This is a genomic window from Catellatospora sp. NPDC049133 (assembly GCF_040648455.1).
Lineage (GTDB): Bacteria > Actinomycetota > Actinomycetes > Mycobacteriales > Micromonosporaceae > Catellatospora > Catellatospora aurea.
On sequence record NZ_JBEZDT010000005.1, the window covers coordinates 173,526 to 188,122 of the forward strand.

The 14,597-nt window shown below is 75.2% G+C and carries 1 protein-coding gene; it reads right to left on the reverse strand.

Translation table 11 applies throughout. From position 1 onward, the window contains the following. Positions 1-2: 2 nt before the first annotated feature. Positions 3-14,552, reverse strand: a complete 14,550-nt coding sequence (locus AB0B35_RS07310; RefSeq protein ID WP_361041889.1) for an SDR family NAD(P)-dependent oxidoreductase — start codon at positions 14,550-14,552, stop codon at positions 3-5. Between the last annotated feature and the right edge of the window lie 45 nt (positions 14,553-14,597).

Genomic DNA, 14,597 nt, shown 5'->3' on the forward strand with positions numbered 1-14,597 from the left:
GCTCAGCTCAGCTGGTCGACGAGCGCGAACAGCTCGTCGTCGGTCGCGGCGTCCAGGTCGTCGTCGGTCTGCGGGGCGTCGGCGGTGGCGCAGAGCGCGAGCAGTTCCTGCAGGCGTCCGGCGATCCGGTCCGGGGCGGCGCCCTCGCCGAGCGAGGAGCGCAGCAGCGCGCCGATGCGGTCCAGGTCGGCGAGCACGGCCGCGTCGGCGGCGATCTCGCCGAGGGTGAACTGCTCGCGCAGGAAGGCCGCGATCTCCCCGGCGGTCGGGTGGTCGAAGACCAGGGTGGTGGGCAGCCGCAGGCCGGTCGCGGCGTTGAGCCGGTTGCGCAGCTCGACGGCGGTCAGCGAGTCGAACCCGAGTTCCTTGAGCGCCCGGTCGGCGGCGACGGTGTCGCGTCCGGCGTGGCCGAGCACCGTGGCGACCTGGGTGCGTACGAGGTCGACGAGGGTGCGGCGGCGGTCGGGTTCGGTGAGGGCGGCCAGCCGGTCGGCCAGCGATCCGCCCGGCGCGGCGGCTTGGCCCGCGGCCGTGCGCCGGGTGGCGACGGCGACCAGCCCGCGCAGCAGTGCCGGGAGACTCTCCCCCTGGGTGCGCAGGGCCGCCGCGTCGAGGCGGGTCGGCACGGCGGCGGGCCGGCCGAGGGCGAGCGCGGCGTCGAACGCGGCCATGCCCTCGGTGCTCGACAGCGGCAGCAGGCCGCTGCGGGCCATCCGGCGCAGGTCGACCTCGTCGAGGTGCCCGGTCATGCCGCTGGCCTGCGCCCACAGGCCCCAGGCCAGGGACACCGCGGGCAGCCCGAGGTCGCGGCGGTGCGCGGCGAGCGCGTCCAGGAACGCGTTCGCGGCGGCGTAGTCGGCCTGCCCGGCCTGGCCGAGCAGCCCGGCGAAGGAGGAGTACAGCACGAACAGGGACAGGTCGGCGGCGCGGGTGAGGTCGTGCAGGTGCCAGGCGGCGTCGGCCTTGGGGCGCAGCACGTTCTCGAACTGCTCCCGGGTCATGGTCGCCACGACACCGTCGTCGAGCACGCCCGCCGTGTGCACGACCCCGGTCAGCGGGTGCGCCGCGGGGATCGCGGCCAGCAGCTCGGCCAGGGCCGCGCGGTCGGCGACGTCGCAGGCGGCGACGGTGACGTGCGCGCCGAGGCCGGTCAGCTCGTCACGCAACTCGGCCGCGCCGGGGGCGTCGGGGCCGCGCCTGCTGACCAGCAGCAGCCGGCGGGCGCCGTACTCGGTGACGAGGTGGCGGGCGGCCAGCGCGCCGAGGGTGCCGGTCGCGCCGGTGATCAGGACGGTGCCGTCGGGGTCGAGCGGCCGGGGCACGGTCAGCACGACCTTGCCGGTGCCGCGCGCCTGGGACAGGAAGCGGAACGCCTCGACGGCGTGCCGGACGTCCCAGGTGGTCACCGGCAGCGGCTGGAGGACACCCTGCTCGAACAGGGCCAGCACCTCGACGAGGATCTGCCGCATCCGCTCGGGCATCGCCCCGGGGGTGCCGGGTTCGGTGCTGGCGAGCGCGGTGAGGTCGTACACCCGGTAGGTCACGCCGGGGTGTGCGGCCTCGACCTGCGCGGTGTCGCGGATGTCGGTCTTGCCCATCTCCAGGAAGCGGCCGCCGTCGCCGAGCAACCGCAGCGACGTGTCGATGAACTCGTCGGCCAGCGAGTTGAGCACGACGTCGACGCCCCGGCCGCCGGTGACGGCGCGGATCCGGTCGCCGAAGTCGAGGGTGCGCGAGTGGGCGATGTGGTCGTCGTCGAGGCCGAGGGCGCGCAGCGTGTTCCACTTGCCGGGGCTGGCGGTGCCGAACACCTCCGCGCCCAGGTGCCGGGCGAGCTGCACCGCGGCGATGCCGACGCCACCGGCCGCGGCGTGGATCAGCACCTTCTCCCCTGGCCGCACCCGGCCCAGGTCGACCAGGCCGTAGTACGCGGTGAGGAACACCACCGGCACCGACGCGGCCTGTGCGAAGCCCCAGCCGTCGGGCATCCGGGCCAGCAGTCGCCGGTCGGCGACCGCGAGCGGCGCGAACGCGCCAGGGAAGTAGCCGGTCACCCGGTCGCCGACGGCCAGGTCGGTGACGCCGGGGCCGACCTCGACGACCACACCCGCGCCCTCCGCGCCCATCACCGCGTGGCGCTGGTCGACCATGCCCAGTCCGATGAGCACGTCGCGGAAGTTGAGGCCACCGGCCCGCACGGAGACCCGCACCGTGCCTTCGGCCAGCGGTTCCAGCACCTCCGGCGCGGGTACGAACCGCAGGTTCTCCAGGGTGCCGCCTTCGACGATCAGCTTGTAGGCGGGGCTGTCCTCGGGCACCGGCAGCACGTCGCCGGGGTTCGGCCGGGTGAGCCGGGGCGCGAGGGCGGTGCCGTCACGCAGCAGCAGCTGCGGCTCGCCCGTGGCGAGCGCACCGGTGAGCAGGCGCGGCGTTCCGGGCAGGTCGTCGAGATCGACGAGCACGAACCGGTCCGGGTTCTCGGTCTGCGCGGTGCGGACCAGGCCCCACACGGCCGCGTGCGGCAGGTCGCCGACGCGCTCGCCCGCCCGCGCCATCGCGCGCCGGGTGACCACGGCCAGCCGGGACCGGGCGAAACGCTCATCGGCCAGCCACGCCTGCACCAGGTCGAGCACACCGTAGGCGGCGTCGCGCACGGCCACGGGCATGTCGCCAGGGGTCGGTGCGGCGGCGCAGCACAGCACCACGTCCGGAGCCGGCCGGCCCGTGTCCAGGGCCGCGCCGAGGGCCGCCAGGTCCGCGTGCACGGCTGCGGGCCGCAGACCGAGAAGATCAGGACCAATCATCGGGTACGCCGCGGCGGCGTGCTCGTCCACCGGAACTGTGATCCAGTCGAGTTCGTACAGTGCGCCGCCGTTCGCGGCACCTGTCAGCACCTGACGGGTCAGCGGGCGCAGGGTCAGCTCGTCGACGGTGGCGACGACCGCGCCGGTGGTGTCGGCGAGCAGCAGCCGCGCGGTCGCGCCCTGCTCGTCCTCGCTGATGCTCAGGCGCACCCGCAGCTCGGTGGCCCCGGCCGCGTACACGGTCAGGCCGGTCCAGGCGAACGGCAGCAGCGGCCGCCCGCCGCCCGCCACGCCCGGCAGCAGCGGGTGCAGCGCGGCGTCGAGCAGGGCCGGGTGCAGCGTGAACCGGTCCGCGTCGGCGCGGTGGTCCTCGGGCAGCACGACCTCGGCGAGCACGTCGTCGCCGTCGGTCCACACCCGGCGCAGGCCGGTGAACGCGCCCTGGTACTGGTATCCGTGCTCGGCGAGCCGCTCGTACACACCGTCCAGGTCCACCTCGACCGCACCCGGCGGCGGCCACGCGCCCGGCCCGGCCGGTGCCGCCGGGGCCGCCTGGGTGAGCACCCCGCTGGCGTGGCGGGTCCACTCCTGCTCGCCGTCACGGCGCGCGTGCACGGCCAGCTCCCGGCGGTCGCCGGACCCGGTGACGGTGATCTGCACCTGCACGCCGCCGGACGCGGGCAGCAGCAGCGGCGACCAGAGCGTCAGATCTTCGACGTGCGGGCAGCCGACCTGATCACCGGCCCGCACGGCCAGTTCGGCGAACGCGGCCCCGGGCAGCAGCGCGGTGTCGTACACGGCGTGCCCGGCCAGCCACGGCTGCGCCCGCAGCCCGATCCGGCCGGTCAGCACGGCATCGCCGCCGGCCAGCTCGACGGCCGCGCCGAGCAGCGGGTGCGCGGCGTCGGCCAGCCCGACCGAGGCCATGTCCCCGGTGCCGATGGCCGCGCGCAGCCAGAATCGCTGCCGCTGGAACGCGTACACGGGCAGGTCGATCCGCCGCGCGCCGGTCCCGAACGCAGGTGTCCAGTCGACCGGCACACCGGCTGTGTCCAGCCGCGCCACGCTGCTGAGGAACTGGTCCAGGCCGCCCTGCTGGCGGCGCAGCGAACCGACGGCGACGATGCGCTCCCCGGCCGCCTCGGCGGTCTCCTCGATGCCCACGATGAGCACCGGGTGCGGGCTCATCTCGGCGAAGACCCGGTGCCGGGTGGCGAGCAGCCCGCGCACGGACTCCTCCAGCCGCACCGTCCGGCGCAGGTTGCGATACCAGTAGCCCGCGTCCAGCTCGGTGGTGTCCAGCAGGCTCGCGGTGACCGTCGAGAAGAACGGCACCTGCGCGGTGCGCGGGCGCACCGGGGCCAGCAGCTCCAGCAGACGCTGCTCGATGCGTTCGACGTGCGCGGAGTGCGAGGCGTAGTCGACGGGGACCAACCGGGCGCGTACGCCGTCGGCGACGAGCTGGGCGTGCAGCTCCCGCAGCGGCCCGACCTCGCCCGAGACGACCGTCGACGCGGGGCCGTTGACGGCCGCCACGGAGATCGACTGCTGCCACGGGGCGAGCAGGTCCTGCACGGCGGGCAGGCTCAGCGGCACCGACATCATGCCGCCCTGCCCGGCGATCGCGCCGATGGCCTGGCTGCGCAGCGCGACGACCCGGGCGGCGTCGTCGAGGGTGAGCGCCCCGGCGACGTGCGCGGCGGCGATCTCGCCCTGCGAGTGCCCGATGACGGCGGCGGGCTGCACCCCGTACGAGCGCCACAGCGCGGCCAGCGACACCATCATCGCGAACAGCACCGGCTGCACCACGTCGACGCGTTCCAGCGACGGCGCGCCCTCGACCCCGCGCAGCACGTCCAGCAGCGACCAGTCGACGTACGCGGACAGGGCCCGGTCGCAGTCGGCGATGCTGCGGGCGAAGACCGGTGACTCGTCGAGCAGCCGCTGCGCCATCTCGTCCCACTGCGCGCCCTGGCCAGGGAAGACGAACACGACCCGGTCCGTGCCGGGCAGGACGCCGCCGGTGACGACGCGCGGATCGTCCTGCTGCTCGGCGAGCGCGGTCAGCCCGGCGGCGAGCTGCTCGGCGTCGGCGGCGAGCACGACGGCCCGCTGGTCGAACCGGGCCCGGCCGGTGAGCGCGGACCAGCCGAGGTCGGGCAGCGCGACCGGCTCGGCGAGCACCGCGTCGTGCAGCCGCGCCGCCTGCGCCCGCAGCGCGGGGTCCGTCCGCCCGGACAGGACGATCGGCACCGGCGCCGGCACGGCTCCGGCCGTCGGCTCGGCACCCGGCCGCTCGGCGGGCAGGTCCGCGCCGGGGACCTGTTCGATGATGACGTGGGCGTTGGTGCCGCTGATGCCGAACGACGACACCGCCGCGCGGCGCGGCCGGTCGAGGTCGGGCCAGGTCTGCGCCTCGGTGAGCAGTTCGACCGCGCCCGCCGACCAGTCCACGAACGGCGACGGCTCGGCGGCGTGCAGGGTGGCGGGCATGACGCCGTGCCGCAGCGCCTGCACCACCTTGATCACACCGCCCACCCCGGCGGCGGCCTGGGCGTGGCCGATGTTCGACTTCAGCGACCCCAGCCGCAGCGGCCGGTCCCCGGGCCGGTCCTGCCCGTACGTGGCCAGCAGCGCCTCGGCCTCGATCGGGTCGCCGAGCCTGGTCCCGGTGCCGTGCGCCTCGACCAGGTCGACGTCCGAGGTGGACAGTCCCGCCGAGGCCAGCGCCTGCCGGATGACCCGCTGCTGCGAGGGGCCGTTGGGCGCGGTGAGCCCGTTGGAGGCCCCGTCCTGGTTGACCGCCGTGCCGCGTACCACCGCGAGGACCTGGTGTCCCCGCCGCCGCGCGTCCGACAGCCGCTCCACCAGCAGCATGCCGACGCCCTCGGCCCATCCGGTGCCGTCGGCCCGCGCCGAGAACGCCTTGCAGCGCCCATCCGGCGACAGGCCGCGCTGGCGGCTGAACTCCACGAACGTGCCCGGCGACGACATGACCGTCACGCCGCCGGCCAGCGCCAGGTCGCACTCGCCGCTGCGCAGCGCCTGGACCGCGAGGTGCAGCGCCACCAGCGACGACGAGCAGGCCGTGTCCACGGTGACGGCGGGGCCGACCAGGCCGAACTGGTACGCCAGCCGGCCCGACAGCACGCTGCCGGTGTTGCCGGTGAGCAGGATGCCCTCCAGCTCCTCCGGCATCTGGTGCACCGGCGGAGCGTAGTCGTGGTACATCAGCCCGGCGAAGACGCCGGTCTGGCTGCCGCGCACCGCCGCCGGGTCGATGCCCGCGCTCTCGAAGGTCTCCCACACGGTCTCCAGCAGCAGCCGCTGCTGCGGGTCCATGGCCAGCGCCTCGCGCGGGGAGATCCCGAAGAACTCGGCGTCGAACTCGTCGGCCTCGTGCAGGAAGCCGCCCTCGCGCACGTAGGTACGGCCGGGGCGCTCCGGGTCGGGGTCGAAGATGTCGTCCGGCCAGCCCCGGTTCACCGGAAAGCCGGAGATCGCGTCGCGGCCGTCGGCGACCAGCCGCCACAGGTCGGCGGGCGAGGCCACCCCGCCCGGGTACCGGCAGGCCATGCCGACGATCACGATCGGGTCGCCGGAGACGGCGGCGGTCGGCGCGGCCTGCCGCGCGGCGGTGCCGCCGGACAGCTCGCCGGCGACGTAGCCGATCAGCTCGTGCGCGGACGGGTAGTCGAAGACCAGGGTCGTCGGTAGGTGCAGCCCGGTCGCGGCGGCGAGCCGGTTGCGCAGCTCGATCGAGGTCAGCGAGTCGAAGCCCAGCTCGCGGAACGCCCGCGTCGGGTCGATCGAGCCCGGGTCGGTGCGGCCGAGCACCGCGGCGACCTCGCCGAGCACCAGGTCGGCGAGCGCACGGGCGCGTTCGGCCTCGGGCAGCGCGGCCAGCCGCCGGGCCACGGCCTGCCCGTCGCCGTCGCGGCCCCGGCGGGCCCGCACCGGCACCAGGGCGCGCAGCAGTCCCGGCACGCTCACGCCCGGCCGGCGCAGCGCGGCGGCGTCGAAGCGCAGCGGCGCCAGGTGCGGCCGGTCGTCCTGCCAGGCCTGGTCGAACAGCGCCAGACCCGGCGCGTGGGCCAGCGGCAGCACCCCGGTCGCGGCCATCCGCGCCAGGTCGGCCGCGCCGAGCGCGTCGGCCATGCCGCCGGACTGCTCCCACAGGCCCCAGCTCAGCGAGGTCGCGGGCAGTCCCGCGTGGTGGCGCTGTGCGGCCAGTTCGTCGAGGAACGTGTTCGCGGCGGCGTAGGAGGCCTGCCCGGCCGCGCCGATGAGCCCGGAGATCGAGGAGTACAGCACGAACCGGGTGACGCCGAGGTCGCGGGTGAGTTCGTGCAGGTGCCAGGCGGCGTCCACCTTGGCCCGCAGCACCGCGTCGAGCCGCTGCGGGGTGAGCGCGGAGAGCACGCCGTCGTCGAGCACCCCGGCCGCGTGGATCACCGCGGTCAGCGGGGCGTCGGCCGCGATCCCCGCCAGCACCCGCGCGAGCGCGTCCCGGTCGGCGGTGTCGCAGGCGGCGATGCTGGCGCGCGCACCGAGCGCGGCCAGGTCGTCGGCCAGCTCGGCCGCGCCGGGGGCGTCGGGGCCGCGGCGGCTGAGCAGCAGCAGGTTGCGGACGCCGTGCTCGCGGGCCAGGTGGCGGGCCAGCAGGCCGCCGAGCGCGCCGCTCGCGCCGGTGATCAGGACGGTGCCGGCCGGGTCGGGCGCGGCCGCCGGGGCGGTGCCCGGCGCGGCCCGGACCAGGCGCGGCGCGCTCACCCCGCCCCCGGTCAGCAGCAGCTCCGTCTCCCCCGTGGCCAGCGCCTGGGGCAGCCGCGCCAGGTCGTCGCCGTCGCTGACGACCAGCGCGAACCGGCCCGGGTGCTCGGTGGCGGCGGTGCGGATCAGGCCGCGTACGCCCGACAGCCGCAGCGCGTCGGCGGAGTCGAGCAGCACCGCCAACCGCAATCCGCGGGGATCGACTGTCCACTGCTGCACGACGGCGAGCGTGTCCGCGACGGCGGCCTTCGCTGCGCTGGCGGGATCGGCCGTCTGATCGGCGGTGACCCGGTAGAGCACCGTGTCCGCGGCCCCGGCCGGATCGGCCAGGTACTCGTCCCAGCCGGTGACTACCGCTGCGGTCGCCGGGTCGGTGGCGACCGGGACCGGCGCGACCGTGTACATCGCGCCCAGCGACGGGTCCGCCGCGTCGCCGGTGACGGGACGCCAGCGCAGCTCGTCGACGGTGGCGACGGGCAGGCCGTGGGCGTCGGCGGCGTGCAGGCGCACCGTGTCAGGGCCGGTCCAGGTGTACGCGACCCGCAGCGCGCCCGCCCCGGGGGCGTGCACGCGGACCCCGGAGAACGTGAACGGCAGCGCGGCCGGACGGTCGTCGCCGGTCACCCCGGGCAGCAGCGGGTGCAGGGCGGCGTCGAGCAGCGCGGGGTGCAGCAGGTAGGAGGCCGCGTTCGGCTGCTGCGACGCGGGCAGGGCCACCTCGGCGAAGACGTCGCCGTCGCGCCGCCATACCCGCCGCAGGCCCTGGAAGGCGTCGCCGTAGCCGTAGCCGTGCTCGGTCAGGCGGTCGTACACGTCGTCGAGGTCGATCTCCTGTGCCTCTGCAGGTGGCCAGGCGTCCCCGCGCACCGTCGGCACGTCGTCGGAGGAGGCAATCAGCACACCCTCGGCGTGGCGGACCCAGGGCAGGTCCGGCCCGTCCGGTCGGGAGTAGACGGCGAACTCGCGCCGCTCGTCCTCCGGCCGCCCCGCGACGGCGAGCTGCAGCAGCACCGCACCCCGCTCGGGCAGGACCAGCGGCGCGACGATCGTCAGTTCCTGCACGACAGGGCAGCCGGCCTGCTCCCCCGCCCACAGCGCCAGCTCCGCGTACGCCGTGCCCGGCAGCAGCGCGGCGCCCCGGATCTCATGGTCGGCCAGCCAGCCGTGGCTCTGCCGGGACAGCCGCCCCGTGACGACGAGCCCGTCACCGGCGGCCAGCTCGACACTCGCGCCTAGCAGCGGGTGCCGCGCGGCCCCGAGCCCCGCCGCGGTGAGCCCCGACCCCGCCCGGCTGTCGGTGTACCAGAAGCCCTGCCGCTGGAAGGCGTACGTCGGCAGGTCCACCCGGCCGCCGCCGGTCGTGGCCAGCAGCGCCCGCCAGTCGACCTCGACGCCCCGGGTGAAGATGGTGCCGAGCGCGGTGAGCAGCTCGCGTGCCTCGTCGCGGTCGCGCCGTTGGACGGCGACCGCCATCGTGTCCGCCTGCAGGGACTCCGCCGCCATCGCGGTGAGCACGGCGTCCGGCCCGATCTCCAGCAGCGTGGACGCACCCTCCCGGACCAGCGTGTCGACCGCGTCGGCGAACAGCACCGGACGCCGCACGTGATCCACCCAGTAACCCGGCCGGGACAGCTCATCGGCACCCACCAGCCCGCCGGTCACCGAGGACACGAACGGCACCGTCGGAGCCTCGAACCGCAACCCCGACACGACCTGCTCGAACTCGGCCAGCATCGGCTCCATCAGCGGCGAGTGGAACGCATGGCTGACCGCCAGCCTGCGCCCGTTCACGCCCAACGCGGCCACGACGGCGTCCACGGCCTGCTCGTCACCGGAGATCACCACCGACGCCGGGCCGTTGACCGCAGCAATGCCTACCCGGTCCGCCTGCTGCTCGTTCAGCCCATCCAGCGCAGCCGTGACCTGCTCACGCGAAGCCCGCACCGCCACCATCGACCCACCCGACGGCAGTGCCTGCATCAACCGGCCCCGCGCCGCGACCAACGTCGCCGCATCCGCCAGCGACAACACCCCGCCCACATGCGCAGCCGCGATCTCACCGATCGAATGCCCCGCCACGAACCCCGGCGTCACACCCAGCGACTCCACCAGGCGGAACAGCGCCACCTCCACCGCGAACAACGCAGGCTGCGTCAACCCCGTCTGCTCCAGACCGTCCCCAGAAGCGACCGCGTCCCACAACGACCGGCCCAGCAACGGGTCAAGGACCGCGCACACCTCGTCGAACGCCGCCGCATACACCGGAAACGCCTCATAAAGGCCGAGTCCCATGCCCGCCCGCTGCGCACCCTGACCCGTGAACAGCAGCGCAAGCGCGCCCCTGCCCACCGCACCACCGGCGGTGCCGTCCGCGACCGCCCGCAGACCGGACAGCAACTCGTCACGATCCCCGCCGACGACCACCGCACGGTGCTCGAACACCGTCCGGGTGAAGGCGAGCGACCACGCCAGGTCCGTGAGATCGGGCGACCCGGCCGCGACGTGATCGTGGAGGGCGAGTGCCTGGGCCCGCAGTGCCTCGGTGCTGTGTCCGCTGACGACGATCGGGGCGCTGGGGAGTCCGGCGGGACGTACGTCGGCGGGCTGCTCGTCCTGCGCGGCCTGCTCGATGATGACGTGCGCGTTCGTGCCGCTGATCCCGAAGGACGACACCGCCGCCCGGCGGGGCCGATCCAGTTCAGGCCACTGCCTCGCCTCGGTCAGCAGCTCGACCGCACCCGCCGACCAGTCCACGAACGGCGACGGGTTGGACGCGTGCAGCGTGCGCGGCATGACCCCGTGCCGCAGCGCCTGCACCACCTTGATCACACCACTGACACCGGCGGCGGCTTGCGCGTGGCCGATGTTCGACTTCAACGACCCCAGCCGCACCGGGCGGTCTTCAGCCCGGCCCTGCCCGTAGGTGGCCAGCAGCGCTTCGGCTTCGATCGGGTCGCCAAGCCTCGTGCCGGTGCCGTGCGCCTCGACGAGATCCACGTCCGCCGACGACAACCCGGCCGAGGCCAGCGCCTGCCGGATCACCCGCTGCTGCGAAGGACCGTTCGGCGCGGTCAGACCGTTCGACGCACCGTCCTGGTTCACCGCCGAACCCCGCACCACCGCCAGGACGCGATGCCCCAGCCGCCGCGCGTCCGACAGCCGCTCCACCAGCAGCATCCCCGCGCCCTCGGCCCAACCCGTGCCGTCGGCCTCCGCCGCGAACGCCTTGCACCGCCCGTCCGGCGACAGCCCACGCTGGCGGCTGAACTCCAGGAACATGCCGGGGGTGGACATGACGGCCGCACCGCCGGCCAGCGCCATCGAGCACTCGCCGCGGCGGACCGCCTGTACGGCGAGGTGCAGCGCCACCAGCGACGACGAGCACGCGGTGTCCACCGTCAGCGCCGGGCCGACCAGTCCCAGCTGGTACGCGATGCGGCCGGACAGGATGCTGGGGGTCGCGCCGGTGAGCACGTAACCCTCCACGGACTCGGCCGCGTCGTGCATGCGCGGCCCGTAGTCCAGTGGCGACGCGCCGACGAACACTCCGACCGCGTTGCCGTGCAGTGTGGTGGGGTCGATGCCGGCCTGCTCGACGGTCTCCCAGGCGGTCTCCAGCAGCAGCCGCTGCTGCGGGTCCATCGCCAGGGCCTCGCGCGGCGAGATGCCGAAGAACTCGGCGTCGAACCGGTCGGCGTCGTGCAGGAAGCCGCCCTGCCGGGTGTGCACCGTGCCGGTCGCCGCCGGGTCGGGGTCGAACAGCGCGTCGAGGTCCCATCCCCGGCCCTGCGGGAACTCCGAGACCGCGTCGGTCCCGGTGTACACGAGCTGCCACAGTTCGTCGGCGGAGGTGACGCCGCCGGGCAGCCGGCAGGCCATGCCGACGATCGCGACGGGCTCGTCCGAGGCGTCGGCGAACCCGGGTTCGGCATCTGCCGCACCGTCGGCGAGGAAGTCGATCAGCGTCTGGACGGTCGGGTAGTCGAACAGCAGGCTGCCGGGCAGCGGCCGCCCGACGGCGGCGGCCAGGGCGTCGCGCAGCTCGACCGCGCCGAGCGAGTCGAACCCGAGTTCCTTGAACGGAGCCCGCAGCGGGACGGCGGCCGGGTCGGTGTGCCCGAGGACAGCGGCCACGTGCGCGAGGACCAGCCCGGTGACCGCCGCGCGGTCAGGAGCAACCGCTCTCGGCACCGCATCCGCCGGAACCGGTGCCCCGACCGTGAACACCCGCGCGGGATGTGTCGCGCCGCTCGGCCCTTCCAGCGATTTCGGCGCGGCAGTCGCCACCGACCGGGAACCCGGCCTGACGGTCGGCGTCGGCCCCTGGACCGGTGCGGTGGCGGTGTCGAGCCAGTGGCGCTCGCGTTGGAAGGCGTAGGTGGGCAGCGGGACCCGGCGGGCCCCGGGATAGATCCGGTCCCAGTCGAGTTCGACGCCGCGTACGTGCAGCCGGGCGAGCGCGGTGGCCACGCTCACGGGCTCGTCTCGCCCGGCGCGCAGGGCCGGCACGGCGACGGCGTCGGAGCCGTCGGGCAGGCAGTCGGCGGCCATCGCGGCGAGCACCCCGTCGGGGCCGCATTCGAGCAGCGTGTCCGCTCCTTCGCCGACCAGGGTGCGGACGGCGTCGGCGAACCTGACGGCCTGGCGCACCTGGCCGGTCCAGTAGTCCGGGTCGGACAGCGTCGCGGCGTCGGCGAGCTCGCCGGTGACGGTGGAGACCAGCGGGATCTGCGGCGCGGCGAACGCGAGCGCGGCCACGACTTCCCGGAACCCGTCGAGCATCGGGTCCATCAGCGGCGAGTGGAAGGCGTGGCTGACGGTGAGGCGGCGGGTCTTGCGGCCGTGCTCGTGCAGGACGTGGCAGGCGGCTTCGACCTGCTCCTCGGCTCCGGACAGCACGACGGCGCGGGGGCCGTTGACGGCGGCGACGGCGACCGGCCCGGCGGAGGAGGCCAGCAGCTCGCGGACCTCGTCCTCGCTCGCCTGCACGGCGGCCATCGCGCCACCGGCGGGCAGGGCCTGCATGAGCCGGCCGCGGGCGGCGACGAGCGTCGCGGCGTCGGCCAGGGACAGCACCCCGGCCACGTGCGCGGCGGTGATCTCGCCGATCGAGTGCCCGCTCACCAGCGCGGGCACCACGCCCCAGGACTCGACGAGGCGGTACAGCGCGACCTCGACGGCGAACAGGGCGGGCTGGGTGAAGCCGGTGTCGTCGAGCCCGTCGCCGGACTCGATCACCGAGCGCAGCGGCCGGGGCAGGTGCGGGTCGAGGGCGGCGCAGGCGGCGTCGAACGCGGCGGCGTACGCCGGGTACGCCGCGTACAGCTGCAGGCCCATGCCGAGCCGCTGCGCGCCCTGGCCGGTGAACAGGACGGCGAGTCTGCCGCCGACGGATTGGCCGGTGTGGACCTGCCCGGAGGGGGTGCCCGCGGCCAGCGCCGCCAACCCGGCGCGCAGCTCGTCGGGGGTGGAGCCGACGACGACGGCGCGGTGCTCGAACGCGGTGCGTGTGGCGGCCAGCGACCAGCCGACGTCGGCGACGCCCTCGGGCGCGAGTTCGGCCAGCGCGCGGGCCTGATCACGCAGGCCGGGCGCGGTGCGCGCGGACAGCGGCCACACGCCGACCGGCGCGTGCACGGTGGTCGGAGTGGCCGGGATCGCGGGCGGCTCGCTGAGCACGAGGTGGCAGTTGGTGCCGCCCATGCCGAAGCCGCTGACCCCGGCCAGGAGCGCCTCGTCCGGGCGGGGCCAGGCCGACAGCTCGCGCGCGACGGACAGGCGCAGCTCGTCGAGCGGGATCGCCGGGTTCGGGGTCTCGTAGTTGAGGCTGGCCGGGATCTTCCGGTGGTGCAGCGCGAGCGCGGCCTTGATCAGGCCCGTCACGCCGGCCGCGCCCTCCAGGTGTCCCACGTTGGTCTTGACCGAGCCGACGAGCAGCGGCCGGCTCGGGTCGCGGTCCGCGCCGAGGACCGCGCCGAGCGCGGCGGCCTCGATCGGGTCGCCGACCCGGGTGCCGGTGCCGTGCAGTTCGACGTACTGGACCTGGGCGGGGTCGACACCGGCCGCGGCGTACGCGTCGCGGAGCACCGCGCGCTGCCCGTCGACGCTGGGGGTGGTCAGGGTCTCGCCGACGCCGTTGTTGACCGCGCCGCCGCGGATGACGCAGTAGATCGTGTCGCCGTCGGCCAGCGCCGCGGCCAGGGGTTTGAGCAGCACCGCGCCACCGCCCTCGCCGCGTACGTAGCCGTTGGCGCGGGCGTCGAAGGTGTGGCAGCGGCCGTCGGGCGACAGCCCGCCCCACTTGCTGGAGATGATCGAGGTTTCGGGCAGCAGGCTCAGGTTCACCCCGCCCGCGATGGCCGTGTCGGACTCGCCCCGGCGCAGGCTCTCGCAGGCCAGGTGCACGGCGACCAGCGACGAGGACTGTCCGCTGTCCACGGTGAGGCTGGGGCCGTGCACGCCGAGGAAGTGCGACAGCCGGCTGGACAGAACACTTCGCTGCACGCCGGGCGCGGTGTGCTGGGAGGCGGTGGGCACGCCGTCGCGGTAGACGAGCCGGGCGTAGTCGTCCCAGATCGAGCCGACGAACACGGCCAGGCGGGTGCCGCGCACCGAGGCGGGCAGCACGCCCGCGTCCTCCAGCGCCTCCCACCCGAGTTCGAGCACGAGGCGCTGCTGCGGGTCCATCGCCGCGGCCTCGCGGGGCGAGATGTGGAAGAACGCCGCGTCGAACCGGTCGACGCCGTCCAGGAAGGATCCCCATTTCGAGGTCATCCGGCCGGGTGACGACGGGTCGGGATCGTACGCCGCCGCCGCATCCCAGCGCTCGGCCGGGACCTCGGTGACGGTCTGTCCGCCGCTACGCAGCAGCCGCCAGAAATCGCGTCCGGACGCGACGCCCGGCAGCCGGACCGACATGCCCACCACTGCGATCGAGTGCGCGTGCCCCGCGTCGGGATCAACAGTATGAGTCATTCTCCCCGCCCCACCATGAACAGCGATGCCGAACCCGTGACACCG